General features: G+C 70.8%; 32 protein-coding genes and 1 tRNA gene. 16 read left to right on the top strand and 17 right to left on the bottom strand.

Annotated elements, in window-relative coordinates; translation table 11 throughout:
* Positions 1 to 30: 30 nt before the first annotated feature.
* Positions 31 to 750 (top strand): TetR/AcrR family transcriptional regulator, encoded by a 720-nt coding sequence (locus tag KBX50_RS20765; protein ID WP_210939000.1) that lies wholly within the window; start codon positions 31 to 33, stop codon positions 748 to 750.
* Here the strand turns inward: KBX50_RS20765 and KBX50_RS20760 are convergent.
* Positions 671 to 1,654: an AraC family transcriptional regulator gene (locus KBX50_RS20760; RefSeq protein ID WP_210938998.1), complete on the bottom strand. Its 984-nt coding sequence runs from the start codon at positions 1,652 to 1,654 to the stop codon at positions 671 to 673. The genes KBX50_RS20765 and KBX50_RS20760 overlap by 80 nt on opposite strands.
* Positions 1,655 to 1,801: 147 nt before the next feature.
* On the opposite strand from KBX50_RS20760, the gene KBX50_RS20755 reads away from it, so the two are divergent.
* From KBX50_RS20755 to KBX50_RS20745, 3 genes are read left to right on the top strand one after another with little or no spacing between them, the layout of a single operon-like run.
* Positions 1,802 to 2,623 (top strand): NAD(P)H-binding protein, encoded by an 822-nt coding sequence (locus tag KBX50_RS20755; RefSeq protein WP_210938996.1) that lies wholly within the window; start codon positions 1,802 to 1,804, stop codon positions 2,621 to 2,623.
* On the top strand, positions 2,620 to 3,078 hold the full coding sequence (locus KBX50_RS20750) for a DUF4345 domain-containing protein (RefSeq protein ID WP_210938994.1): 459 nt from the start codon (positions 2,620 to 2,622) through the stop codon (positions 3,076 to 3,078). Before KBX50_RS20755 ends, KBX50_RS20750 begins: the two co-directional genes overlap by 4 nt.
* Positions 3,071 to 4,123, top strand: a complete 1,053-nt coding sequence (locus KBX50_RS20745; RefSeq protein ID WP_210938992.1) for a DUF2332 domain-containing protein — start codon at positions 3,071 to 3,073, stop codon at positions 4,121 to 4,123. The genes KBX50_RS20750 and KBX50_RS20745 overlap by 8 nt, the downstream gene beginning before the upstream one ends.
* A gap of 51 nt (positions 4,124 to 4,174) precedes the next feature.
* Here KBX50_RS20745 and KBX50_RS20740 read toward each other — a convergent pair whose 3' ends face one another.
* Positions 4,175 to 4,945, bottom strand: coding sequence for a hypothetical protein (locus KBX50_RS20740; protein ID WP_210938990.1), 771 nt, complete (start codon positions 4,943 to 4,945; stop codon positions 4,175 to 4,177).
* A 141-nt stretch (positions 4,946 to 5,086) separates the two neighbouring features.
* Here KBX50_RS20740 and KBX50_RS20735 point away from each other — a divergent pair, with 141 nt between their 5' ends.
* Positions 5,087 to 6,112: a sodium:calcium symporter gene (locus KBX50_RS20735; protein WP_307871026.1), complete on the top strand. Its 1,026-nt coding sequence runs from the start codon at positions 5,087 to 5,089 to the stop codon at positions 6,110 to 6,112.
* Between the two features lie 68 nt (positions 6,113 to 6,180).
* Here KBX50_RS20735 and KBX50_RS20730 read toward each other — a convergent pair whose 3' ends face one another.
* The 4 genes from KBX50_RS20730 to KBX50_RS33405 form a co-directional block, all read right to left on the bottom strand.
* Positions 6,181 to 6,492 (bottom strand): type II toxin-antitoxin system RelE/ParE family toxin, encoded by a 312-nt coding sequence (locus KBX50_RS20730; protein WP_210938987.1) that lies wholly within the window; start codon positions 6,490 to 6,492, stop codon positions 6,181 to 6,183.
* Positions 6,492 to 6,776, bottom strand: a complete 285-nt coding sequence (locus KBX50_RS20725; RefSeq protein ID WP_210938985.1) for a type II toxin-antitoxin system Phd/YefM family antitoxin — start codon at positions 6,774 to 6,776, stop codon at positions 6,492 to 6,494. Before KBX50_RS20725 ends, KBX50_RS20730 begins: the two co-directional genes overlap by 1 nt.
* Positions 6,777 to 6,918: 142 nt before the next feature.
* Positions 6,919 to 7,176, bottom strand: a complete 258-nt coding sequence (locus tag KBX50_RS20720; protein WP_210938984.1) for a Txe/YoeB family addiction module toxin — start codon at positions 7,174 to 7,176, stop codon at positions 6,919 to 6,921.
* Positions 7,173 to 7,448 carry a type II toxin-antitoxin system Phd/YefM family antitoxin gene (locus tag KBX50_RS33405; protein ID WP_210938982.1) on the bottom strand — a complete coding sequence of 92 codons (276 nt, stop codon included), beginning with the start codon at positions 7,446 to 7,448 and terminating at the stop codon, positions 7,173 to 7,175. Before KBX50_RS33405 ends, KBX50_RS20720 begins: the two co-directional genes overlap by 4 nt.
* Before the next feature lie 367 nt (positions 7,449 to 7,815).
* Here KBX50_RS33405 and KBX50_RS20710 point away from each other — a divergent pair, with 367 nt between their 5' ends.
* Together KBX50_RS20710 and KBX50_RS20705 are read left to right on the top strand one after the other, a co-directional pair.
* Complete coding sequence (locus KBX50_RS20710; protein ID WP_210938980.1) at positions 7,816 to 8,094, top strand: type II toxin-antitoxin system Phd/YefM family antitoxin; 279 nt, start codon at positions 7,816 to 7,818, stop codon at positions 8,092 to 8,094.
* The gene (locus KBX50_RS20705) at positions 8,091 to 8,501 is read left to right on the top strand and encodes a type II toxin-antitoxin system VapC family toxin (RefSeq protein ID WP_210938978.1); all 411 of its coding nucleotides are present in this window, start codon (positions 8,091 to 8,093) and stop codon (positions 8,499 to 8,501) included. Before KBX50_RS20710 ends, KBX50_RS20705 begins: the two co-directional genes overlap by 4 nt.
* Positions 8,502 to 8,621: 120 nt before the next feature.
* Here KBX50_RS20705 and KBX50_RS20700 read toward each other — a convergent pair.
* A tRNA-Lys gene (locus tag KBX50_RS20700) sits at positions 8,622 to 8,693 on the bottom strand.
* 175 nt (positions 8,694 to 8,868) lie between these two features.
* Between KBX50_RS20700 and KBX50_RS20695 the strand changes: the two genes are divergently transcribed.
* Together KBX50_RS20695 and KBX50_RS20690 are read left to right on the top strand one after the other, a co-directional pair.
* Positions 8,869 to 9,354 (top strand): DUF1772 domain-containing protein, encoded by a 486-nt coding sequence (locus tag KBX50_RS20695; protein WP_210938976.1) that lies wholly within the window; start codon positions 8,869 to 8,871, stop codon positions 9,352 to 9,354.
* A 121-nt stretch (positions 9,355 to 9,475) separates the two neighbouring features.
* Positions 9,476 to 10,525: an NAD-dependent epimerase/dehydratase family protein gene (locus KBX50_RS20690; RefSeq protein WP_210939107.1), complete on the top strand. Its 1,050-nt coding sequence runs from the start codon at positions 9,476 to 9,478 to the stop codon at positions 10,523 to 10,525.
* Between the two features lie 97 nt (positions 10,526 to 10,622).
* Here KBX50_RS20690 and KBX50_RS20685 read toward each other — a convergent pair whose 3' ends face one another.
* The 5 genes from KBX50_RS20685 to KBX50_RS20665 all read right to left on the bottom strand — a co-directional run bounded on the left by KBX50_RS20685 (position 10,623) and on the right by KBX50_RS20665 (position 14,541).
* The gene (locus KBX50_RS20685) at positions 10,623 to 11,840 is read right to left on the bottom strand and encodes a hypothetical protein (protein WP_307871025.1); all 1,218 of its coding nucleotides are present in this window, start codon (positions 11,838 to 11,840) and stop codon (positions 10,623 to 10,625) included.
* A gap of 56 nt (positions 11,841 to 11,896) precedes the next feature.
* Positions 11,897 to 12,589, bottom strand: coding sequence for an ABC transporter permease (locus KBX50_RS20680; RefSeq protein ID WP_210938974.1), 693 nt, complete (start codon positions 12,587 to 12,589; stop codon positions 11,897 to 11,899).
* Positions 12,586 to 13,404 (bottom strand): ATP-binding cassette domain-containing protein, encoded by an 819-nt coding sequence (locus KBX50_RS20675; RefSeq protein WP_210938972.1) that lies wholly within the window; start codon positions 13,402 to 13,404, stop codon positions 12,586 to 12,588. The genes KBX50_RS20680 and KBX50_RS20675 overlap by 4 nt, the downstream gene beginning before the upstream one ends.
* Complete coding sequence (locus tag KBX50_RS20670; protein WP_093403911.1) at positions 13,401 to 13,739, bottom strand: PadR family transcriptional regulator; 339 nt, start codon at positions 13,737 to 13,739, stop codon at positions 13,401 to 13,403. The genes KBX50_RS20675 and KBX50_RS20670 overlap by 4 nt, the downstream gene beginning before the upstream one ends.
* 82 nt (positions 13,740 to 13,821) lie before the next feature.
* Complete coding sequence (locus KBX50_RS20665) at positions 13,822 to 14,541, bottom strand: PP2C family serine/threonine-protein phosphatase (RefSeq protein ID WP_210938969.1); 720 nt, start codon at positions 14,539 to 14,541, stop codon at positions 13,822 to 13,824.
* 77 nt (positions 14,542 to 14,618) lie between these two features.
* Here KBX50_RS20665 and KBX50_RS20660 point away from each other — a divergent pair, with 77 nt between their 5' ends.
* A complete protein-coding gene (locus KBX50_RS20660) occupies positions 14,619 to 15,707 on the top strand; it encodes a LuxR C-terminal-related transcriptional regulator (protein ID WP_247674117.1) in 1,089 nt (362 codons plus the stop codon).
* A 40-nt stretch (positions 15,708 to 15,747) separates the two neighbouring features.
* On the opposite strand, the gene KBX50_RS20655 is transcribed toward KBX50_RS20660, so the two are convergent.
* The 4 genes from KBX50_RS20655 to KBX50_RS20640 all read right to left on the bottom strand — a co-directional run bounded on the left by KBX50_RS20655 (position 15,748) and on the right by KBX50_RS20640 (position 17,759).
* Positions 15,748 to 16,107, bottom strand: a complete 360-nt coding sequence (locus KBX50_RS20655) for a hypothetical protein (protein ID WP_210939103.1) — start codon at positions 16,105 to 16,107, stop codon at positions 15,748 to 15,750.
* Positions 16,108 to 16,248: 141 nt separating this feature from the next.
* Positions 16,249 to 16,482, bottom strand: coding sequence for a hypothetical protein (locus tag KBX50_RS20650; protein ID WP_210938966.1), 234 nt, complete (start codon positions 16,480 to 16,482; stop codon positions 16,249 to 16,251).
* 81 nt (positions 16,483 to 16,563) lie between these two features.
* On the bottom strand, positions 16,564 to 17,037 hold the full coding sequence (gene mscL, locus KBX50_RS20645; RefSeq protein ID WP_210938964.1) for a large conductance mechanosensitive channel protein MscL: 474 nt from the start codon (positions 17,035 to 17,037) through the stop codon (positions 16,564 to 16,566).
* 38 nt (positions 17,038 to 17,075) lie between these two features.
* Complete coding sequence (locus tag KBX50_RS20640) at positions 17,076 to 17,759, bottom strand: FadR/GntR family transcriptional regulator (protein ID WP_210938962.1); 684 nt, start codon at positions 17,757 to 17,759, stop codon at positions 17,076 to 17,078.
* A 50-nt stretch (positions 17,760 to 17,809) separates the two neighbouring features.
* Here KBX50_RS20640 and KBX50_RS20635 point away from each other — a divergent pair, with 50 nt between their 5' ends.
* Positions 17,810 to 19,216, top strand: a complete 1,407-nt coding sequence (locus KBX50_RS20635; RefSeq protein WP_247674107.1) for an MFS transporter — start codon at positions 17,810 to 17,812, stop codon at positions 19,214 to 19,216.
* A 10-nt stretch (positions 19,217 to 19,226) separates the two neighbouring features.
* On the opposite strand, the gene KBX50_RS20630 is transcribed toward KBX50_RS20635, so the two are convergent.
* Complete coding sequence (locus KBX50_RS20630; RefSeq protein ID WP_093403921.1) at positions 19,227 to 19,583, bottom strand: STAS domain-containing protein; 357 nt, start codon at positions 19,581 to 19,583, stop codon at positions 19,227 to 19,229.
* Positions 19,584 to 19,747: 164 nt separating this feature from the next.
* Between KBX50_RS20630 and KBX50_RS20625 the strand changes: the two genes are divergently transcribed.
* Genes KBX50_RS20625 through KBX50_RS20605 form a run of 5 tightly spaced genes read left to right on the top strand, consistent with a single transcriptional unit; the run spans position 19,748 to position 23,793 of the window.
* A complete protein-coding gene (locus KBX50_RS20625) occupies positions 19,748 to 20,608 on the top strand; it encodes an STAS domain-containing protein (protein WP_210938960.1) in 861 nt (286 codons plus the stop codon).
* On the top strand, positions 20,608 to 21,021 hold the full coding sequence (locus KBX50_RS20620) for an STAS domain-containing protein (protein WP_210938958.1): 414 nt from the start codon (positions 20,608 to 20,610) through the stop codon (positions 21,019 to 21,021). The genes KBX50_RS20625 and KBX50_RS20620 overlap by 1 nt, the downstream gene beginning before the upstream one ends.
* On the top strand, positions 21,018 to 21,437 hold the full coding sequence (locus KBX50_RS20615) for an ATP-binding protein (protein ID WP_164446578.1): 420 nt from the start codon (positions 21,018 to 21,020) through the stop codon (positions 21,435 to 21,437). Before KBX50_RS20620 ends, KBX50_RS20615 begins: the two co-directional genes overlap by 4 nt.
* Complete coding sequence (locus KBX50_RS20610) at positions 21,425 to 22,447, top strand: SpoIIE family protein phosphatase (RefSeq protein WP_374224683.1); 1,023 nt, start codon at positions 21,425 to 21,427, stop codon at positions 22,445 to 22,447. The genes KBX50_RS20615 and KBX50_RS20610 overlap by 13 nt, the downstream gene beginning before the upstream one ends.
* Positions 22,444 to 23,793, top strand: a complete 1,350-nt coding sequence (locus KBX50_RS20605) for a sensor histidine kinase (protein WP_247674106.1) — start codon at positions 22,444 to 22,446, stop codon at positions 23,791 to 23,793. Before KBX50_RS20610 ends, KBX50_RS20605 begins: the two co-directional genes overlap by 4 nt.
* The last annotated feature ends 1 nt before the right edge of the window (position 23,794 follow it).

Genomic DNA, 23,794 nt, shown 5'->3' with positions numbered 1-23,794 from the left:
GTTGTAAGGTCAAGGGAAGATGGGAGCCGCATGGGAGCGAGAAGACGCCGGGAGCCGCTGAGCCGTGAGCGGGCACTGGTCGCCGCGATCGCCCTGGTGGACGCAGAGGGGATGGCGGCGCTGACGATGCGCCGGCTCGCCGCCGACCTCGGCGTCGAGGCGATGTCGCTCTACCACCACCTGCCCGGCAAGGAAGGGCTGCTCGACGGCCTCGTCGATGCCGTGGTCGCCGAGATCGTCGCGGCCGCCGACCAGGCCGAGACGGAGGCGGCCGGCGGAAACTGGCGTACCCGGCTACGGCTACGTTTCCTCGCCGCACGCACGGTCATGCTGCGGCACCCGTGGGCGCCCGCCCTGCTCACTTCCCGCTCGGCCATTCCCGGCGGGGTGTACGGCTACTACGAAGGCATCCTCGCCATCCTGATCGACGGCGGCTTCTCGTACCGGATCGCCCACCGGGCGCTGCACGCGTTCGGCAGCCTGGCCCTCGGCTTCGCCCAGGAGGTCTTCCAACCTGCCGCCGGCGCGGAGGTCGACGCCGACGCGGCGGAGGCGGAGCTGGCCGAGCTGGCCGCACAACTGCCCCACCTGGCGGCTATGGTGGCCGCCGAGCTGCACGACGCCACCGACCCCACACTGGGCTGGTGTGACAGTCAGACCGAGTTCGAGTTCACCCTCGATCTGCTATTCGACGGCCTGGAACAGGCTCGCGGCGCAGCCGGCCCGGCGGCACCCCGTACGCCCGCTTGAAGGCACGACAGAACGCCGCCTCGGACTGGTAGCCGAACCGCCGCGCCACCACCGGCAGTGGTTCGTCACTACGGCCGAGATGATCGTGGGCGAGTTGCAGTCGCCACGCGGCCACGTACCGCATGACGGGTTCGCCGACCAGCGCGGTGAAGCGTGCGGCGAAGGCCGACCGGGACATGCCCGCCTCCCGGGCCAGATCGGTCACGCGCCAGTCCCGCTCGGGCGTACGGTGCAGCGCGGTGAGGGCCCGCCCGATCTGGGGATCACGCAGCGCCGCCAGCCAGCCCTGGCGCGCCTCGGGTGCGGCATCCAACCAGGCTCGGATCGTCTGGATCACCAGCACGTCCGCCAGCCGGGTGAGCATCGTCTCGCCGCCCGGACGCAACGCCTGCGCCTCGCTGGCCACGAACCGGAGCGTGCTGTGCAACCACCCCGTCTCGTCGTCGAACCGGTCCAGGTGCAGCACGGTCGGCAGTTGGGCGACCATTCGCTGCGCCGCGACGTGGTCCAGCCGCAGCACCGCGTACGTGACCTGGGTCAGTTCGCCGCCACCGCCGTACCGCATGATCTCGTAACGCTCGCTGAACCGCTGCACCGGAATCGAGAAGAGTGCCTCGGTCGACGCCTGCGGATCACTGCGGAAGCGGTGCGGAATGCCGTGCGGGATCAGCGTCAGACTGCCCGGCCCGACCAGGCGCGGTTCGACGCCGTCCGCCTCTAGCCAGCACCGCCCAGCCGTGACCACCTGCAACGTCATGCAACCGGGCAGGGCCGGCACCGCCACCCCCCACGGTGCGGTCAGCTCGGCGCGACAGTACAGCGTGCCGGTGAGCCGGAGGAGATGCAGTGTCTCGCCGAGCGGGTCACTGGATGCCGCGACCTCGCAGGCCGGTGTCGTCCACATCGCTCAAGGCTCTCGCAGATGTGCTTATCGTCCAAGCAGCTGGACGACAGGCAAAGAAAGGCGGCAGCGCGATCATTGTTCCACCACCGAAACCGCACCAGGCTGGGTTGGCAGCGAGAAGCAATCCTCTCCGGAACGGAGCCACCCATGTCCCGACCGTCAGTACTCGTCACGGGCGCGACCGGCAAGACCGGCCGACGCGTCGCCGACCGCCTCACCCGCCTCGGACATCCGGTGCGGCAGGCTTCCCGCCGCGGCGAACAGCCCTTCGACTGGGCGAGGCCGGAGACGTGGTCGGCCGCGCTGCGCGGCATCGACGCGGTGTACCTGTGCTACTTCCCGGATCTGGCCGCCCCGCAGGCGTCCGACGTGGTCGAGGCGTTCGTCGACGCCGCCCGTAAGGCGGGCGTGCACCGGCTGGTGCTGCTGTCGGGTCGTGGAGAGGCGGGAGCGCAGCGCTGTGAGGCGATCGTCGCCGGCTCCGGGCTCGGGTACACCATCGTGCGGGCCAGCTGGTTCGCGCAGAACTTCACCGAGGGGCAGTTGGCGCAGGCGGTCCACGACGGCCTGCTCGCGCTGCCGGCGGGCCAGGTCGCCGAGCCGTTCGTCGACGTGGCCGACGTCGCCGACGTCGCCGTCGCCGCGCTCACCGGCGGCCGGCACGACGGGCGGGCGTACGAGGTCACCGGCCCTCGCCTACTGACCTTCGACCAGGCGGCAGCGGAGATCACCGAGGCCACCGGTAGGGAGGTGCGCTACCTGCCGGTCACCGCCGAGCAGTTCCACGACGGCCTGGTCGGACAGGTCGGGCCGGATCACGCCCGGCTGCTCACCGACCTCTGTGTGGAGGTCTTCGACGGGCGCAACGCCAGCCTCGGCGATGGTGTGCGACAGGCGCTCGACCGGCAACCCGGTGATTTCGCCGATGTCTGCCGACAGGCCGTCGCTGCCGGGACGTGGCAGCGGTGAGCGGCCGGAACACACCTGCCGGAGCGCCGCCCGCACGACGGCCCACAGCCGGAAGGGTCGGTCTGACCGTCGCCGGGCTGGTCGCGATCGTCATCGGTGGAGCGTTGTTGACCGTCCCGGCGACGTTCCACGCCGGAAACGGCATCGAGTACGCGGGCAACAGCAGCCTGCTCAGCGAGACCCGTGGTGCCGGAGGGGCGCTGCTGGCCACCGGCGTGCTCGTCATGCTCGGCGGGTACGTCCGACGGCTGACCTACCCCGCCGCCCTGGTCGGTGCCGTGGTCTATCTGGCCTACGGCCTGTCCCGGCTGCTCGGCATGATGCTCGACGGGCCACCGGCCGCCGGGCTCGTGGCCGCCACAGTGGTCGAGTTGATCCTCGGCGTCGTCTGCGGCCGGCTCGTCCTGCGGTACGACCGACAGCCCGTGACACCACTACTGTCAGACGGTGCGTGACATCCCAACGGTGGCGGAGACGTTCCGTACGGCCCGTGGCTTCGGCAGCTCGCCGCTGTACAGCCGGCAGCTCGCCGTCGTCGCGGAGGACAGGTCGCTGCTCGAACTGGCGGCCCGTACCCGCCCCGGCCAGCAGCCGACGTTCGCGCTCTTCGGCGCGGTCCACTACCTGCTGCTGGCCGGGGCGCGCGATCCGCTGGCCGAGTACTACCCGTCCGTGGCCGGTGCCGCCGCTCGTCCGGTCGACGGGGGCACCGGCCCGGCCTTCGCACGCTTCTGCGCGGCGTACTCCCACCGGATCACGTCCCTCCTCGGCACCCGCCTGGTGCAGACCAACCACGTCCAGCGCGCACTGGTGCTACGGCTGGGCCTGGCGCTGCTGCGCCGCACCACCCCCGCGCCCGTGTGCGTCGTGGAGGTGGGCTGTAGCGCGGGGTTGAATCTCCGCGCCGACCGGTACGCCTACACCGTGGGTGGCACGCCGGTCGGCGACCACAGCTCGCCGGTCCACATCGGAGTGGATGTGCCGAACACCGACCCGCTGCCCGACCTTGATCAGCTACCGGAGATCGCCGACGCGGTCGGCATCGACCTGGCTCCGCCGGACCTCACCGACACCGACGACCGGGCATGGCTACGCGCGCTCGTGTGGCCGGAGAACTCGCATCAGGCGGCACAGTTGCAGGCGGCGATGGCCGTGGTGGCGGCCGATCCGCCGCGGGTGGTGGCCGGGAACGCCATTGAGATCGGCCCGACGGTCGCGGCGACGCTTCCGCCGGGACTACCGCGACTCGTCGTGCACACCGCAACGCGGATCCACGTGCCCACCGAGGATCGTCCGGCGTTCGACGCTGCCGTGGCGGCCTTCGGAGCGGACGGACCGCTGCTGCACCTCGCCCTGGAGGACGACCAGCTCGTCGCACCGTCCGGCCGGCCGGGCGTCGGCCTGACCGCCACCGACGCGACGGGAAGCCGGACCATCGCGGTCGCCGACGGCCATCTGGCCTGGTTGGAACCGCTCCCCGCGATGAAAGACCTGGCCTAGCGTTCCCGGCCCGATCGACGCCGCAGAAGTCGGGCCGCGTCGGCTGGTTGCTCATTGGAACAGGCGGGTGATGGCGTGTTGCAGCCGGATGATGTCGGTCATCGTGTACCGGCCCTCGCCCGGCCCGGGATCGGTGCCCACCGGTGGCTGCTGATGCCCGGAGGCAAGGGCCAGGACCTGGTTGGCGGGGTCGGGCAGGTAGGTGAGCCCGACCACCCCGAACCGGGCCTGGCCACGGTCGCGGGCGGCGGCCCGGCCGGACAACTCGTCAAACGTCGGTGCCCGGTCGAAACGGCCGGCGTAGAACTCGATGATCGGGTACCCGTTGTCGCCCGCGACCTCGCGTACGAACGCTGCGTGGAAGCCGGCCTCCACCTGGATGGACACCACGTCGCCGGGGCGGAGGAGCGTCAGGGTCCTGGGCCGGCGTGGCCGGCGCGTCAGCGGTGGCGGCGGCGCGGCGAGGAAGTCCTTGATGGCCGGAGACTGCCGGGCGAAGGCGTCGGAGAGCACGACATCGCGGTTGAGTGCGTCGATGGCAGCCGACGCGTGGGCCGTGACAGCCGCATCGGCGAGGCCGTACCGGTGCAGCAGAACCGCCATCGCCACCCAGCCACGGTGCCGGGTCGCCGCCGCGGCGTCGTCGGCGTCGAGCAGGCACCGCCAGCGGGTGAGAATCGGTGGAACGACCCGTCGCGCCAGCTCGCGGTGATCGTCCGGTACGGCCACCAGCTGCCAGCCCACCCACCGGGCCAGATCCTCGTTCAGCGCCCGGACGAGGACCGGTGCGGCGAGCTTGTCCAGAATCTGCTGATGTCTCACGCCGAGCGAGTCTGACAGACCGCCGCACCCCATCACTGACGCGTCGACGGCAGACCTGCATCCGACCCGCTGCTGCGCAAAATCCCGCCAGATGGGTACGGGGAGAGGCATGGCTCTCGAACAACCCTCAGGCGACCTCTCGTGATCACCGGTACCTGGCCGCTCCTACCCAGCGTGGTCGCGCTGGTCGCCGCCCTCGCGGCGATCCTGTCCGCCGGCCGGGCGTTGGTCCGGACAGCCGACGAACTGGCCGATCGGACCGGGATGGGCGAGGCGGTGGCCGGCGCCCTTCTGCTCGGTGCGGTGACCTCGTTGCCCGGCATCGCCACCACGATCATCGGGTCGGTTCGGCAGGACGCCGAGTTCGCCCTCGCCAACCCGATCGGTGGCATCGCGGTGCAGACGGTGTGGCTGGCCATCGCCGACCTGCTCTACCGCCGTTCGAACATCGAGCACGCGGCGGCGTCCCTGGAGAACGTCTTGCAGGCGGTCGTGCTGGTGGCGCTGCTCTGCCTGCCCGTGGTGGCGTACGCCACGCCTGAACTCACCGTGCTCTGGGTGCACCCGGCGAGCCTGCTGATTCCCGTCATCTACCTGTACGGTCTGGTGCTGCTGCGCCGGCTCCGCCGGGAACCGATGTGGTTCGCCCGGCGTACCACGGAGACCCGTCAGGACGAGCCGGCTGCCGAGACATCCGGAATGAGCCTGCGTCGGCTGTGGCTCCGACTGGCCGCGCTGGCGGCTGTCGTGGCCGCCACCGGCTACCTGATCGGTCAGGGTGGGCTCGGCGTGGTCGCCGCCTCCGGCCTGCCCAGCGGATTCGTGGGCTTCACCATCACCACGGCGATCACCTCGCTGCCGGAGCTGATCACGCTCATCGCGGCGGTCCGCATCGGGGCGCTGACCCTCGGCATCGGCAACATCCTCGGCGGCAACGCGTTCGACTCCCTGATGATCTTCCTCGCCGACGCCGCCTACCGGCCCGGGTCGATCTACTCCGAGGCGAACCTGTCGGGGCTGCTGTTCACCGGCATGACCACCCTGATGACGGCCACCCTGACCGCCGGGCTGCTGATCAGGGAACGCCGGGGCATCGGCTTCGAAGGAGCCGCCATCCCGATCATCTACCTGGCCACCGTCGCGCTGCTGCTCCTGCGGCCCGGCTGAGGGCCGCGAGCCCGCTCCCCTGAGCGGGCTTCCGAAGGTCTGGACCGGGTCACTGCGGAGACGTGACTCTAGAAGCGGTGGGCGTCGCGTCGATGGCGGATCGAGTGGATCTCCACGACGCGTTTGGCCTCGTTGATCCGGTAGATGACCCGGTACGTGCCGCGACGGGCGGAGTGGAAGCCGTCGAAGGGCTCGTCGAGTGGTTTGCCAGCCCGATAGGGGTTGACCGCGATCGCATGCTGGATGGTCTCCGTCGCGGCGACCGCGACCTCCAGCGGCAGGTCCTCGTGTAGGTTGCGGCGGGCTTGGCGGGAGAACATCACCGTGTACGGGCTGTCCGCCTCGCGCGTGTCGTCCCGCCGCCGGCCTTGCGGAGGCATCAGGCCGCCCTACCGCGACGCCGCTCCAGCTCGGCGCGAACCTCGTCCATCGCGAACGTATCGCCGGCCGCGAAATCCTCCCGCGACTGGCGCAGATCAGCGAGGGCCTCGTCGTCGGAAAGCAGGTCGAGCGTCTCCCGCATCGACTCGTACTCGGCGACCGAGATCAGCATCACGTCGGCGCGGCCGTTGCGGGTGATCGTGAAGTGATCGTGCTCCCGCGCGACCCGGTCAGCAAGCTCGGCGATCCGGGCCTTGGCCTCCGTGATTGGAATGGTCTCCATGAAGACCATCTTAGCGACTGGTCAGAATTATGACCAGTCGCCTCACGACGGTGCTCTCGGTGGCCACCCGCGACGCGCTCAAGCGGCCCGGTTAGACGCTCGACCGATGACCGCCGGGCGCTGCTGGTGCCACACCGATCCGCTATCGGTCACCGTAGTGGTAGCAGCAGGCGACGATCTCGAGGTCGTCCTTGGTGATCCGGTAGACCAGCCGGTGTTCGCGGTCGATCCGGCGGGACCAGAAACCGGACAGCTCTCCCCGCAAGGGCTCCGGCTTGCCGATGCCCTCGTACCCGTTGCGCATCACGTCCACGACCAGGTCGTTGACGCGCTTGATCAGCTTACGGTCGATGTGGCTGAGGTACTGGGTCCAGGCTGTCGCGGTGAAGACCAGCCTCACCCGACGTCCCGCCCGGTGTCCGGGTCGGTCAGCTCCCGCTCGGCGGTGTCGCCCTGCTCAAGCTCAGCGATCGATCGGCGTAGGGCTGCGGCATTGCTGGGGCTGCGTAGGAGGTATTCGGTCTCCTTCATCGACTCGTACTCGGCCAGCGACACGATCACCACCGGCTCGTGGCCAGACCGGGTCACCACCACTTCCTCGGCGTCGTTGATGACGCTGTCGAGTTCGGCGGCCAGGTTCTGGCGTAGCTGGGTGAAGTTCACAGTCCGCACGACCACCTCCGGGGTAGGTACAGAAATTTGTACCTCGGGCGGCGCGGGTCTCGTCCCTGGTTCAGCTGGCGATGGATCCACGGGTGCTGCTGTACGAGCCAAGATCGCGGCCCGAACGGCCCGGCGAAGGGCCGCTGACCTGCGTAAGAGTGGGCCGGAGGTACCACCATGCGAACCACACCGCCACGATCGCCGGTGATCCGCTGACCCTGAGTTTGCCCGGCTCACGGACTCCGGGTCGTGCGCGATGATTCCGACACCACCCGCCGGCAGTCGGGCCAGCCACAATGTCTCTGGTCGGCGAACCGGCAGCCCAGATGACGCCAGAAGCTAGAAACGTAGAACATTTAGTTCTACACTCGTGTCCATGGAACGCATCGGTGTCCGGGAGCTGAACCAGAACACGAGCCAGGTTCTGGCTCGGGTAAGTGGCGGCGAGACCGTCGAGATCACCGACCGTGGACACCCGATCGCCCGACTTGTTCCGGTAGGCGATGACAGGTCGATTCTGGCCAAGCTCGTAGCGGCAGGACGAGCCGTCGCCCCCACCGGCGGTGGCTCTGTGCCACTTCCGCCAAAACTCGGTGACGAAGAGGTGGACGTGGCCGCCTCCCTCGCCGCGATGCGTGACGAGGAGCGCTGGTGATCTATCTCGATTCAGCTGCCGTCGTCAAGCTGGTTCGGCAGGAAATGTGCAGTGCCGACCTTGTCTCCTGGCTGAACAAGCACGACGACGTGCCGCTGGTCTCCTCCGCTCTCGTCGAGGTGGAAGTGCCCAGAGCGCTGCGCCGATCAGCTCCGCAAGCGTTGATCGGAGTGCCGGCCGCCGTCGGACGGCTCTTCCGACTGGAGATCGACGGCACGATCCGCGCGACCGCAGCCGCGTTCGCCGAGCCGAGGCTCCGCAGCCTTGACGCCATCCACTTGGCCACTGCCCAAGTGCTGACCAACGAGTCCGGCGCAGCACTGACCGCCTTCGTCACCTACGACCGGCGGCTGCTCGAATGTGCGAAAGAAGCGGGACTACCCGTAGCAAGCCCTGGCCAGAACTGACCCACGAATCAACCACCCGGGTGCAAGGTTCCGGCCGCCGTCCGGCAGTGCGGCCACGGCATCGACCATGGCCTGCGCTTCTGCCACCTTGCACCCATCCGTTTGGGTATCCGTTTCGGGTGGGCCGCCAGGGACTCGAACCCTGAACCTATGGATTAAAAGTCCACAGCTCTGCCATTGAGCTAGCGGCCCGCGCCGCTCAGGTTACCGGACACCGGTGGGGGCGGGCTCGCGGCTTCCGGCCCGCCGTCGATGCGTGGTGGCGGCTCCCGCAAGATCGGGGTGGACGGCGGCTGGCAGGATCGGCTGGGCCGATGCGCGGACCTCGTCGTCGGCCGGGCTGCCCCGCGTCCTGGAGGTGCCGCAGATGTCGGAGCCGATCCGCCTCGCCGTCCTGGCCGGGGCCACGCTGACCACCGGGCTGGTGGCGGGGTTGTTCTTCGCGTACGCCTGCTCGGTGATGCCGGGTCTGGCCGCGACCGACGGTCGGACCCTGGTCGGCAGCATGCAATCGATCAATCGGAAGATCATCAACGGCTGGTTCCTGTCGGCGTTTCTCGGTGGGCCGCTGCTCGTGGCGGTGGCCGTCGTCGGGTATCTCGGCACCGGCGGTGCGGTGCTCGGCTGGCTCGTCGCCGCGCTGGTCAGCCATCTGGTCACGCTCGGTGTCACGGGCCGGTGGAACGTGCCGCTCAACAACCGGTTGGAAGCTGCCGGGCCAGTCGACGGGATCGACGATCTGGCGGGGGTGCGGCAGTGGTTCGAGACGCCCTGGGTGCGGTGGAACCTGATCCGTACCGTCAGCTCGGTCGCCGCCTTCGCGTGCCTGATCGGCGCACTGCTCGCCCGATGAGCGACCGGTGCGGGGGTTCCCCGAGGCCGGCGGGGCGCCGCGACTCGATGCCGGCCGGCGCGCGCAGGACGTCGGCCCGATGGCTGCGCTTGGAAAGCGGCTGACCGGGTACGGACCGGGCATGCGGATCGTGGTCGTGGGAGCGAGCGGGAACGTCGGTTCGGCGGTGCTGCGCCGGTTGCGGCGCGAGCGCGACGTGGAGATCGTCGGGGTGGCGCGGCGGCTGCCGCCGGCGGGGGCGGGTGAGCCGTACGACGCGGTGCGGTGGCACTCCTGCGACATCGGCCTGGCCGGTGCGGCGGATGAGCTGGCCGGTGTCTTCGCCGGTGCCGATGCGGTGGTGCACCTGGCCTGGCAGATCCAGCCCAGTCACGACCAGCACGTGTTGCGCCGTACCAATGTCGGCGGCAGCCGGGCGGTGGTCGACGCGGTGCTGCGCGCCCGGGTGCCGGCCCTGGTGTACGCCTCGTCGGTCGGCACCTACGCACCCGGTCCGAAGGACATGCCGGTCAGCGAGCGCTGGCCGGCCACCGGGGTGCCCGGGTCGTCGTACAGCCGGGACAAGGCGACGGTGGAGGAGATGCTCGACGGGATCGAGCGGAGCCATCCGGCGCTCCGCCTGGTCCGGCTGCGTCCTGGGTTGATTTTCCAGCGGGACGCCGGCACCGAGATCAGCCGGTACTTCCTCGGCCCGCTGGCACCGGTGCGGCTGCTGCGGTTCGGCCGGCTGCCGCTGGTGCCGACCAACCGGCGGCTGCGGATGCAGGTGGTGCACGCCGACGATGTGGCTGACGCGTACGCCCGCGCGATCATGGGGGATGCCCGCGGTGCCTTCAACGTCGCCGCGGACCCGGTGCTGACTCCCGAGCTGGTGGCCCGGCACTTCCACGGCTGGACGGTGCCGGTGGCCGCTCCGGTGCTGCGGGCGGCTGCGGCGCTCACTTGGCGGGCGCGGCTGCAACCGGTCGACGCCGGCTGGGTCGAGTTGGCCCTCAACGTGCCGCTGATGTCCAGCGAGCGGGCCGAGACCGAGCTTGGCTGGCACCCGAGCGTCGACTCGGTCACCGCGCTGCGGGAACTCTTCAGCGGCCTTGCCGAACGTGCCCGTACCGCCAGCCCACCCCTGTCCCTCGCGCCCACCCTCCCGGCGGGCCAGGGAAACCCCTACTGACCCCGCCTCCGCCGCCGCTGTTGACCAAGAGCTTTGAGTCGAAGAACCGCCTCGACCGTGACGCAAACTTCTTGATCAACCGAAAGCGTTCGACGGGTCAGCGGATGGTGGAGGCGGTGAAGGTGGGCTTGCCGGAGCCCAGGTAGAAGATGCCGGGGTAGGTCTGGAAGCCGTGGCTGGGGTTGCGGCGCAGGGTCGATTTCTCGACGCGCAGGGTGCCGGTGCGGTCGTTGCTGACGAAGAAGACGGCCCCACCGCCCTCCCGGGCGTCGTTGTCCTCGACGACCGTGCCGGCGAGGCGTACGGAGAACTTGTTGCCGTCGCAGTAGATCGCCCCGCCGCTGCCGCCGCCAGGCGTGCCGGAGCGGGCCGGGTTGGCACCCTCGCCTACCGCCTCGTTGTCCCGCAGCACGCTGTTGAGGACCACCCAGGACACGCCGATGCTGCTCAACGCGCCGCCGTTGGCGCAGGATCCGCCGGTGAACGTGCTGTTGACCACGTACACCGGCTGGTCGTCGTGCTGGTCGAGGACCCGGATCGCGGCGCCGCCCAGGTCCGGTCCGGTGCGGTCGCAGCGGTTGTCGACGAAGCGCGAGTTGACCACCTTGAACCGGCCGCCCCGCACGAAGATCGCCCCACCGCCGCCGCCGTCGGTGCGCTGCCCGGTGGAGTCGCCGTCGGCGAAGGTGAGGTTCTGCACGGTCAGTTGCGGGTGGTCCTGGTCGTCGCAGTGCGAGGTGGTCCAGCCCTGCAACGCGTCGCAGGTGTTCATGTAGAGAATGCGCCGCCTACCCTGCCCGCTGAGGGTGACCTTGCCACCGCCGTCGAGCACCACCTGCGGGCCGTTGGCGTTGCGTACCTTGGCGGTGGCGGTCATCCGGATGGTCACCGGGTCGGGGCCGCAGTCGAAGGTGATGATCCCACCGGCCGCGACCGCCCGGATGACGGCGGCGGAGGTGCAGCTGTCGGCGGTGCCGTTGCCGACGGTACGGGTCGGTTTCGACGTGTCGACCGCCTGCCCGGCCGCCGGTACGGTCACCCGTCCGGTCGGGTTGCCGGTGTCGCGTCCGCCCCGGGACGCGCCGGTCGGCTTGGGGCTGGCACTGCCGGTCGGGCTGCTGCCCAAGCCGGTCTGGGCCGCCGGGGTGGCCTGCGCGCCCGGTGCCTGCCCCGGCGCGCTCGGCGTCGCGGAAGTGCCGCTCGCCGGGGCCTGCGCGCCGCGCGGGTCGGCGCTCGGCACGGACGGGCTGCACGCGGCCAGGTTGACGATGGCGACGCCGAACGCGACCGCGGCAATGGAGGATCTGAGGCGCACCCCGTGATGCTAGGGCCTGTGTCAATGAAGCCGAGCCCCGCCGTGGGCCGGACGGATCAGGCGATCGGCACGTGGTGCAGGTGCCGCCGCCGGCGCAGCCGGACGGCGAAGACGCCGGCCACCGTCACGATCAGCAGCACCGTGACCACCAGCCCGTGCAGAGAACCGCGGGTCAGGTAACCGTCGTCGGTGTGGTCCACCGCCCAGGTGGCGATCTCCCGGCTGGACCAGAACGGCGTCAGCTTCGCCCCCGCGTCGGCCGGGTCGAGCAGCATCTGCATCGCCACCACGGTGAGCAGCAGCAGCGTGCCCTCCAACTCGCGGGGCAGCAGGGCACCGATCAACATGCCGAACGGCGCGGCCACGGCCACGCAGCAGAGCATCGCCACGGCGATCCCGCCGTACCGCAGGTTGGTCGCGTCGACGACGGTGAGCAGGAAGAACGGCACCGAGATCGCCAATCCGAGCCCCCACAGGCCGAGCATCCGACCGAGGTAGAGGTGGTGCGGCCGGTAGCCGGTGAGCCGGAGCCGGGGCTCCAGTTCGCGGGCCGCGCTGGTGGCGAAGAGGGCCGCGGTGCTGACCGCCCAGCTGATGCCGAGCAGCAGTGCGCGCACCGACTGCCCGACGTAGGAGTCACGCCGGATCAGCCAGAAGGTCAACGGCATCAACAGCAGGAGCAGGAGTACGCCCCGGCGGCGCGCCAGCTCCCGCAGCGTCATCTCGGCCACGGTGACCAGCCGGTTCACGATCGGCCTCCCTGGTGAGCGGGGGTCAGGTCGAGCACCACGTCGACCCGGTCGAGTTGGTTGAGCAGGTGGGTCACCACGACGATGGCCCGCCCCTCGTCGCGTAGCCGGGTCAGCTGGTCCCAGAGGTTGACGTAGCTACCCTGGTCGAAGCCCTGGTACGGCTCGTCGAGCAACAGCACGTCCGGCTGCGCCAGGGTGGACATGGTGAGGTTCAGCTTCTGCCGCGTACCGCCGGAGAGGTGGCGGGCGAGCACGGCGTTCTCGGCGTCCCAGCCGAGCTGCCGGGCCGCCGCCCGGCCGGCCCGCCGGGCCGGCCCCCGTGGCACACCCTGACCGGCACCCACCAGCACGAAGTGCTCGTCGGGCAGCAGGAAGTCGGCGGTGCCGCCCTGCTGCGGGCAGTAGCCCAGCCGGCCCGAGACGGTCACCTCCCCGGCGTCCGGCGAGACCAGGCCGGCGCAGATCCGCAGGAAGGTGCTCTTGCCGCAGCCGTTCGCGCCGACCACGGCGGCGATCTGCCCGGCCCGTACGGTCAGCGACGCGTCGCGGAGCACCACCTGCCGGCCGTACCGCTTGGTGATGCCCCGGGCGTGCAGCCGGACGGGGCCCGGACGCGGGCCGGGCGTGGTGCCGATGCTCTCCACGATGGCGGCCGCGTACGCCTGCGGCGAGCCGAAGACCAGCCACGGATCACCGCCGCCTTCGCGCAGGTGGGTGGCCGCCTCGGCGACCACGTGCCGGGCGGCGTCGCCGCCCACCCGGCGCTGGTACAGCTCGGCCGCGAATGCGCGCAGCCAGTCGTCGGCGTTCACCCGTCGACCCCCTTCGTGACGATGCCGGTCACCGGGGCCACGAACGCCAACCAGGCGTTGCCGCCGTGCCGCAGCGCCGCTCGCCCGTCGTCGGTGAGTTGGTAGTACTTGCGGGCGGGACCGGAATCGCCCTCCCGCCACCGCGCGGTGACCAGCCCGGTGCGTTGCAGCCGCAGCAGCACCGGGTAGAGCGTGCCGCCCTGGATCGGTCCGACGCCCGCGGCGTCGAGCGACTGGGCGAGCTGATAGCCGTAGGACTCGCCGTCGCGCAGCAGGGCGAGCACGCAGAGATCGAGCACCCCGCGCAGCCATTGCCCCCGACGGTCGGAATCCACCCGCCGAACCCTAGTGCCGCTACCTAGATGGCACAACTACCTAGTGCGGTACGGCGGTCCAACCGACCGGTGCCGGCGTACCTCAACCGGTCACGACATCGGAGATCACCACGGTGACGTTGTCCGGCGCACCGGCCTGGTGGGCGAGTTTCACCAACTGCTCGCCGCACTGGTGGCGGTCGGCGTGCATGCCCAGCGTGGCGGCGATCGCGTCGTCGGCCACGTAGTCGGAGAGCCCGTCGCTGCACAGCAGCAGCCGGTCACCGGCGGCCAGGATCACCGCGCCCATCGTCGGTGGCGCGTCGGCACCCTGCACCGCCCGGGTCACCAGCGAGCGCTGCGGGTGGTGGCGGGCCTGGTCGGGGGAGAGGGCGCCCTGGTCGACAAGCGCCTGCACGAACGTGTCGTCCCGGGTCAGCTGGCGCAGTTGGCCGTCGCGGAGCAGGTAGCAGCGGGAGTCGCCGACCTGCGCCAGCACCAGCGTTTCCCCGGCCAGCAGGGCCGCGGTCAGCGTCGTACCCATGCCGTCGCGGGCCGGGTCGGCGGCGATCGCGGCGTGGATGCGCTGGTTGGCGGTGCTCACCACGGCGCGCAGCGCCTCGGCGGCGGCGTCCGGTGCGGTCGGCGGAACCAACTCGTCGAGGATCCGGATGACGATCTCACTGGCCACCTCGCCGGCGGGCAGTCCACCCATGCCGTCGGCCACCGCGACGAGGCGCTCGCCGGCGAGGGCGGAGTCCTCGTTGTTGGTCCGGACCAGACCGATGTCGTTGAGGATGGCCGAGCGGAGGATCAGCGTCATGGGACAAGCTTGCCAAGAAGACCCTTCCCGCGTCTCTACGCACTACTGCGTAGGGTTGAGGAATGTTGCCGGTGTCCATGGTTGGGCGTGCCGGTGAGCTGGCTGAGCTGGACCGGGCCTGGTCGAGCGTGGTCCTGGGCCGCCGCCGCTCCCCGGCCGTCGCGGTCGTCACCGGGGGGCCGGGCGTGGGCAAGAGTCTGCTGGTCGCCGCCGCGCTGGACGCCTTCACCCCGCGACCGGAGGTGGTGCTCAGCGGTGCCGCCCGGGTGCACAGTCCCGCGCCGTACGACTGGTTGGCGGCGGTACTGAGCGGACGGGACACCACCCGGCTCAACCTGCCGGCCGACGCGCTGGCCTGGCTCGCCCAGCAGCCCACCGCGCCACGCGAGCGCTACGCCCCCGGCACCCTGCTCCGGCTGGCCGTGCGTACCGTCCGGGTGCTGGTCGGTGCCGGTCCGGCGGTGCTGGTGGTGGAGGACCTGCACGCCCTCGACCCGGCCAGCCTCAACCTGGTCGGCGAACTGGCCACCGCCGATGGGCTGCCGGCCCTGCTGGTGGTGGCGACCAGGCCCGCCGCGCGCGCGGTCTCACCGGAACTCGCCGGCCGCACCCTGGCGCGCCTGTGTGGGGTACGCGGAGTGGTACGCCAGCACCTCGGCCCGCTGCGTCCGGCCGAGGTCGCCGAGGTGCTGTCCCAGGTGTACGCGGACCCCCGACCCGAGTTGGTGCAGGAGGTCTGGCGGCGCACCGACGGCAACCCGTACGCGCTCACCGAACTGCTCGCCGCGCACGCCGGGCAGGATCCCGACGCCCTGCTGGCACCGGCGGCACCCCCGTCGGGCTCGCGTCTCGCGCCCGAGTCGAGTCCGGCGGGGGTGCCGACGTCCCGCCGGGCCGTGCCCGAGGCCCCGTCCCGGGTCTGCCTGACCGGTCGGGAGGCGGAGGTGCTCGACTGCCTGGTCGCCGGGATGTCCAACAAGCAGGTGGCCCGCGCCCTGGGCATCTCGGTACGCACGGTCACCGTGCACGTCTCCAACCTGCTCCGTAAGACCGGCACCGCCTCCCGTACCGAGGTGGCCCTCTGGGCGGTCCGCCAACGACCCGCCCAGCCCCAGAGCGTCGATCATGAAGTTGTTGCCCCGGCAAGCGCGTACCCGCGGCAATAACTTCATGATCGACAGAGCGGGTCCGGGGTGTGGGTGGGGGTTACTCCTCTGGGGGGAGGGTGGTGGCGGGGGTATTTAGGGTTACCTCGGTGGGGGTGACTGTGGAGATCTGGTCGGCGAGGACGTAGACGGCACCGGTGGGCACCAGGTCGGTGGAGACCTTCAGGTAGCCGGTACGCAGCAGTCGGGCGGCGAGGTCCGCCGGCACGTCCGGCTCCTCCACGGTCGCGGATTCGATCAGTTCGTCCAGGCTGCTGCCGGGGTCGGTGGTCGGTGCCTGCACGGTCACCGCGTTCGGGTCGCCGCGTTGGACGAGGTCCACGGTGCCCACGTCGACGCCGGCCGAGTCGATCACCCGCATGCCGGTGGTGACCCGCGAGAGGGTGGTCCGTTGATCGATGCCCTGCTGCTCCATCCCCGCGCGGTTCCCGCCCTCCCCTCCCCCTAAACCCACCCCACCCCCCACCCCTCGGGCCCCAGCACCCTGTTGATCAAGAAGTTTTGGTCGGGAAGGCCGCGAACTCCGACCAAAACTTCTTGATCAACGCGGGCCGGGGCGGGGGGTTAGTTCGCGCCAGGTGTCGGTGCCTTGGAGCAGTGCGCGGATGGTGTCCTCGGCCGCGTCGACGGTGTCGTACTCGTAGAACCGGGAGACGCCCTCGGCGCCGCCGGCGCGCTGCTCGACGAACCATCGGTCGGCATCCGCCCGGAGGAAGACGTCCCGCCGGGCCAGCCGCCCCCATTTCCCGTTCCACCAGTGCTTTCGCTGCTCCATGGCGGGACTCTATCGAACATCTGTTCGACACAAGTCGGCCCCTGCGGGATTCCCGCAGGAGCCGGTGTGCACTTGCCGGATTCAGCGCGCGGCGGGCGGTTCGTCCCGGCGGCCGAGCACGTCGTCCAGGGCGCCGCGCTGCTGAGCCGGGGTGGTCCGGCCGGCGGCGACCAGGGCGTCCCGGATCTCGGTGAGCAGCTTGATCTCCTCGCTCGGCGCGGCCGGCGGCGGCTCCTCGCCCCGCTGACGACGCTCGGCCAGCCGGTTCATCGGAAACACCACCAGGAAGTACAGCGCCGCGGCGGTGAGCAGGAACGTGATCGTCGCGTTGACGAAGGCGATCCAGTCGAAGGCGATGCCCCGGAACTTGGGCGCGGTGCCGGCGATGCCCTTGTCGCTGCCGGTGATGAGCAGCACGAAGACCCGGATCAGTGGATCCAGGAAAGACTTGGTCAGTTGGGTGACCACGCCGGTGAAGGCGGCACCGATGACGACGCCGACCGCGAGGTCGACGACGTTGCCGCGCATGATGAAGTCTTTGAATCCCTTGATCATCCATACTCCCGAGGTGTCCCGTTTTTGTCGGGGACAACCTATGCCCCGGGCGAGGGCTCCAGAAAAGCGCCAGCTTCCCGGGCGGCCAGCTCCGAATCGCCGGCCCTGATCGCCGCCACCAGCCGGGCATGGTCGACGTGCCGCTCCGGCGTCAGCGCGTCGCCCATGGCCTGGGTGAGCGTGCCGCGCATCGCGGTGCCGATCGAGGCGTACAGGTCGGCGAGCATGGTGTTGTGCGCCGCCGCGACCACGGCGGTGTGCAGCGCGGCGTCGGCCGCCACGAAGTCGGCGACGCGGCCGACGCGCCAGGCCGCCTCCCGGGCGGCGAGCGCGTCGTCGAGGGTGGCCAGGTCCTCGGGGGTACGCCGCCGCGCGGCGAGCCGCGCGGCCTCCACCTCGAAGGCGCGGCGTACCTCGATCACCTCGGTCATCCGGTCGTCGGTGAGTCGGCGGGCCACCACCGGGGCGAGTTCGTCGGTGGAGAGCACGTAGGTGCCGGAGCCCTGGCGGCATTCCAGCACCCCGGCGTGGGCCAGGGCGCGGACCGCCTCGCGCACCGTGTTGCGTCCCACGCCGAGCGTCTCGACCAGTTGCGGCTCGGTCGGGATCCGGCCGCCCACCGGCCACTCGCCGTCCATGATTCGCTGCCGGAGCTGGGCGATCGTCTCCCGGACCCGCCGTCCGCGCGGCGGAACCGGGGTGGAATCGACTGCGGGTGGCACTGGTTACAACCTCTCGCCGGAATTCATCCCATGATTGTAGGTTCGAGGTCATGCCCCCGTCACCCCCTGCCGTCCCCGCCGTCCCGACGGACGAGATCACCCGCCAGGCCGTCCCGACGGACGAGATCACCCGCCGGGCCGTCCCGACGGACGCGGTCACCCGCCGGGCCGTCTCGACGGGTGCGGTCACCGGTCAGGGCGTCCCGACCGTCGAGGTTGTAGCGGATGAGGGGTCCCCGGGCGCGGTCAGCCCGGCCGGCGGCGCGGTTTCGACCGCGTCCCGCGCCCACGCGGGATGGCTGGTGTTGGCCGGGATGCTGCTGGTGGCGCTCAACCTGCGGGCCGCCGTCACCAGCCTCGGTGCGCTGCTCGACGAGGTACGCGTCGGCCTGGCTCTCTCCGGGACGATGGCCGGCTTCGTCACCACCCTGCCCACCATCGCGTTCGCCGGGCTCGGGGCGGCCACCCCGTGGCTGGTCCGCCGGTTCTCCCCGGCCAGGCTGCTGGTGCTGGCGATGCTGGCCCTCACCGTCGGGCAGGTCCTGCGGGCGGTCACCGGTTCCGCCGTGGTGTTCCTGTTCACCAGCGCGCTCGCGCTGTCCGGCATCGCGGTGGCGAACATCCTGCTGCCGATGCTGGTCAAGCAGCACTTCCCGCATCGCACCGGGCTGGTCACCGGGGCGTACACGATGGCGCTGACCGTGGGCACGACGGTGGCCGCCGCCTCCGCGGTGCCGGTGGCGCACGCTTTTGGCAGTTGGCGGGCCGGACTGGGCGTCTGGGCCGGGCTGGCGGCGGTGGCCGTACTCCCATGGCTGCCGGCGGCGCTGCGCGGCCGGGCCGCCGCACGACGGAGTGGCACCGCCCTCCGCTCGGGTGTGCGGCCGGGACGTACCCGGCTCGGCTGGGCGATGGCGGTCTACTTCGGGGCGCAGTCGCTGAGCGGGTACGCGATCATGGGCTGGTTGGCCCAGATGTTCCGGGACGCGGGTTTCCGCCCGCAGGACGCCGGGCTACTGCTTGCCGGAGTGACCGCGCTCGGGGTGCCGATCGCGCTGCTGATGCCGACGCTGGCCGGCCGGCTGGGCAGCCTGCGGCCGTTGGTCTTCGCGCTGACCACTGCCTCCAGCCTGGCGTACCTGGGGCTGGCGTTCGCGCCGCGCAGCGGGGCACTGGTGTGGGTGCTGCTGCTGGCGTTCGGACAGGGCGCGTTTCCGCTGATCCTGGCCACCATCGGGCTGCGGGCCCGCACCGCCGACGGCACGGTCGCGCTGTCGGCCTTCGCGCAGAGCACCGGCTACGTCATCGCGGCGTCGGGTCCGCTGCTGGTCGGGATCCTCCACGAGACGACCGGGGGATGGTTGGCGCCGATCGGCTTCCTGCTGGTCGCTCTGGCGGTGCAGACCTGCGCGGGCGTGCTGATCGCTCGTCCCCGCTACATCGAGGACGAGCGCTGAGCCGCCGGGGTCAGGAGGAGGCCGGCGTCGGATCGCCGGCGACCGCCTGCTCGACAGTGGGATACGTGTGCAGTACCTCGACCAGGCCACTCACCTCCAGGATCCGCAGTACGCCGCGTTGTGGCGCGGCGAGTCGGACCACTCCGCCGGCCTCGTCGCAGCTGTTCTTCGCGCGGACGAACACCGACAGACCGGTAGAGTCGCAGAACGAGACGTCCGACAGGTCGAACACGAGGCGACTGCGCCCCTTGTCGAGCAGGTCGGTGATCTGGTCCTGCAACTGCGGTGCGGTGGCCATGTCCAGCTCGCCAGCGACCGACACGACGACCACGTCACCGCGCTGTTCCGTGTGCACCGTCAAGGACATTCGCCAGACCTCCTGTTTATCGGTGGAACGGTATCCCACCCGGACCGCGATACGCAGAACGGGAGCAGGATCAGGTGGCCACTGTCATTCCGTTGCTCTGCGACAAGTAGTTCGTCGGGCCCCGGTGATAGAGTCCGGCCGGTCCAGGTCTAGGGGGTATTGCCATGGCGCTCAGCGCTGACGAGAGCGGTCGGTTGGGTGAGCTGCTGACCAGCCGCGCTGACGAGATCACCCAGCGGTGGACTGAGATCATCGCCGGGCAGTTGCGGGGCCGGCTCAGCCAGGCCGAACTGGTCCGGCAGGTGCAGGAGTTGCACCGCGCCCTGGTCGATGCCCTGAGCAAGGGCGCGGTCGATCTGAACGCCGAGGACGCCACGGAGCTGCGGGCCGTGCTCGCCGAATTCTCCCGTGGGCAGGCCCGGCAGGGCTTCTCCGCCACCGAGACCGCCACCGGCGTGTTCGCCCTCAAGGAGGCGCTGCTCACCCTGCTGGAGGCCGAGCAGAGCGTGGCGACGCTGCGTGACTACGTCGCCTTCTCCGCGTTGGTCGACCAGATGGGTCTGTTCACCTTCGAGACCTTCGTCCGCACCCGGGAGAGCCTGATCGCCGACCAGGCCGAGCAACTGCTGGAGCTGTCCACGCCGGTCGTCAAGCTCTGGGAGGGCGTGGTGGCGGTGCCGCTGGTCGGCACGCTCGACTCGGCCCGCGCCCAGGTGGTGATGGAACGGCTGTTGCAGACCCTGGTCGACACCGGCTCGCCGTACGCGATCATCGACATCACCGGCGTGCCGGCGGTGGACACGCAGGTGGCCCAGCACATCCTGAAGACCGTGGTGGCCGCCCGGCTGATGGGCGCCGACTGCATCATCTCCGGCATCCGGCCACAGATCGCGCAGACCATCGTCGCGCTCGGCATCGAGTTCGGCGACATCGCCACTAAGGCGAGTCTCGCCGACGCGCTGCGGCACGTGCTGCGGCTCACCGGGGTCGACGCCTCCCGCCGCCAGTCGCGTCGGGAGGCGTGATGGAGCGGGTGCCGATCCTCAAGATCGGCGACATCCTGCTGGTCTCCATCCAGGTGGACATGTCCGACCAGACGGCGGTCGCACTTCAGGAAGACCTGGCCGAGCGGATCGTCGCGACCGGCTGCCACGGGGTGATCATCGACATCACCGCACTGGACATCGTCGATTCCTTTGTCGGTCGGATGCTCTCCACCATCGCCTCGATCTCGCGGGTGCTCGACGCGGAGACGGTGGTCGTGGGGATGCGCCCGGCCGTCGCCATCACCCTGGTCGAACTGGGGCTGTCACTCAACGGCATCCGTACCGCACTCAACGTCGAGCGGGGAATGGAACTGATCGCGATCGACCGGGCTGACGACGACCACGACGACCCGGACGACGAACCCGTCCCAGAGCCGACGGCGTCACCGTGACCAGCGGGGTCGACCTGGGCCGCCCCCAGACGCAGTCGGTCGGCAGCGACGAGGACGTCGTACGCGTCCGCCAGCTGGTGCGTACCGTGGCCGTGGCGGTCCGGCTCTCCCTGGTCGACCAGACGAAGGTGGTCACCGCGGCCAGTGAACTCGCCCGCAACACGCTCGTCTACGGCGGCGGCGGGACGGTCGAGGTGACCGCCATCGACAACGGCCGGCGACCCGGCATCAGGATCGTCTTCGCCGACTCCGGTCCCGGCATCGCCGACCTGGATCTCGCGCTGACCGACGGCTACACCACCGGTGGTGGCCTCGGCCTCGGCCTGAGCGGCGCCCGCCGGCTGGTCGACGAGTTCGACGTGCAGACCGCGCCCGGTCAGGGCACCCGGATCACGATCACCAAGTGGTCCCGGTGACCGTCGAACCGGTCACCGACCGGGGCACCTGGTTCCGGGTGGAGAACGGCAGCGCCGGCAGCGCCGTGCGGCGGGCCGCCGAGCGGCTGGGCAGCCAGTTGGGCCTGCCCGCTGGGCGGATCGCCGACCTGGCCATCGTCGCTGCCGAGCTGACCAGCAACCTCATCAAGCACGCCGACGACGGGTTGCTGCTGCTCCGCCCGGTACGCCGCGAGCTGGACGCCGGCGTGGAGATGATCGCGGTCGACACCGGTCCGGGCATGGTCGACCTCGCCGACTCCGCCCGTGACGGGCACTCCACCGCCGGCACCCTCGGCATCGGCCTGGGCGCGATCGTGCGGCAGGCGAGCTGGTTCGACGCGTACTCGCGCCCGGGCCGGGGGACGGTCATCGCCGTGCGGGTCTTCGCCGCGCCGGACACCGCAACGTCCTGGGTCGGCGGGCTGACCCGACCGTTGACCGGGGAGACGGTCAGTGGGGACGGCTACGCGGTCCGCATCGTGGACGATCGACGTCAGGTGATGGTCAGCGACGGTCTGGGGCACGGGCCGCTGGCCGCGGCGGCCACCGACGCCGCGCTCGCCGCCTTTCGGGACGCCCCGGCGGCGGCGCCGGCTGAGGTGGTCGGTCACCTGCACCGGTCGATGTCGCACACCCGGGGTGCGGCCCTCGCCGTGGCCGAGCCGGACCCGACGGCCGGCGTGCTGCGCTACGCCGGGCTCGGCAACATCACCGGCGTCGTGGCCACGGGTGATGGTCGCCGTCGCGGTCTGGTCTCCCTGCCGGGCATCGCCGGGCACCAACGACCGGTGATCCGGCAGTACGACTATCCCTTCGAAGTGGGCAGCCTGCTGGTCATGCACACCGACGGCGTGGTCGACCGGTGGCGGTTCGCCGACTACCCGGGGCTGGCCGGGCGGGCACCCCTGGTGGTGGCCGCCACCCTGCTGCGCGACGCCGGCATCCGGCGCGACGACGCCGGGGTGCTGGTGGCGAGGTCCTGGTTATGACCACGACGCCGTTGCTGAAGATGACACTGCGGGTGGAGCAGGACATCTTCGTGGTCCGCCAGCGCGGCCGGGAGGTCGCCGCAGCGGTCGGCCTGGAGCATCAGGACCAGGTCCGGATCGCCACCGCCTTGAGCGAGGTCGCTCGTGACCTGTTACGGGCGGTCGGCGGGGCCGACGTGGTGTTCGCCGTTGCCGACGCGCCGGACGGGCGCGGTCACCTGCGGGTCGATCTCACCCCGGTGGCACCCCTGCCAGGTGGGCGGTACGAGCCGGAGTCGGGCGCGGTGGCACGCCTGGTGGACACATTGAGCGTGTTGACGGTCGAGCGGGATACGGTCATCAGGATGTCACGACGGGTTCCGGCCACCGCCCGGGCGCTCACCCCCGAGCGCCTGGCGGAGTTGCGCGCCCAACTCGCCGAAAGCGCTCCGGGCACCGCCGAGGAGGAACTCGCCACCCAGAACCTCCAACTGATCAACGCCCTGGACGAGGTACGCAACCAGCGCGACGAGTTGGCTCGGCTCAACGAGGAGCTGGAGCAGACCAACCAGGGCGTGATGGCGCTCTACCAGCAGCTCACCGACGAGTTGGAGGCGACCAACCAGGGTGTGGTGGCCCTCTACGCGGAGCTGGACGAGAAGTCGGCCCAGCTGCGCGCGGCGAGCGAGTCCAAGAGCCGTTTCCTGGCGAACGTCAGCCATGAGCTACGGGCACCGGTGACTGCGATCATCGGGCTGGCCCGCCTGCTCGGCGACTCCGCGTCCGACCCGCTGACCACCGAGCAGGAACGCCAGGTCGGGTTGATCCGTTCCTCGGCGTCAGATCTGCTCACGTTGGTCAACGAGCTGCTCGACCTGGCCAAGGCGGAGTCGGGGCGGATCGAGCCGGAGTTGACCGAGGTGGATCTGCGGGCCGTCTTCGGCCAGTTGCGCGGCACGCTGCGGGCGTTGCCTGCCGCTGACGGAGTCGACCTGGTGGTGGAGGAGCCCGCCACGCCGGCCACGGTACGCACCGACGAGGTGCTGCTTGCCCAGGTGTTACGCAACCTGCTGCACAACGGCCTGAAGTTCACCACCTCGGGTGAGGTCCGGCTGCGGGCCGAACGGCACGGTGACCGTTGGCAGCTGGCCGTCTCCGACACCGGGCCGGGCATCCCACCGGAGCTGCATGATCGGGTGTTCGAGGAGTTCTACCAGGCACCCGGCCCGGCCCGGGTCGGCGGCACCGGCCTCGGCCTGCCGTACGCCCGGCGGCTGGTGAATCTGCTCGGTGGCACTCTTGAGCTGACCAGCGAACCGGGTCGCGGCAGCACCTTCACGGTCTGGCTGCCCACGGACGGGGCGTGAC

It is taken from the genome of Micromonospora sp. C51 (assembly GCF_018070435.1).
Classification (GTDB): domain Bacteria; phylum Actinomycetota; class Actinomycetes; order Mycobacteriales; family Micromonosporaceae; genus Micromonospora; species Micromonospora sediminimaris.
Note: the sequence above shows the minus strand (reverse complement) of the source record. Positions and strands in the feature narration are given on the sequence as shown.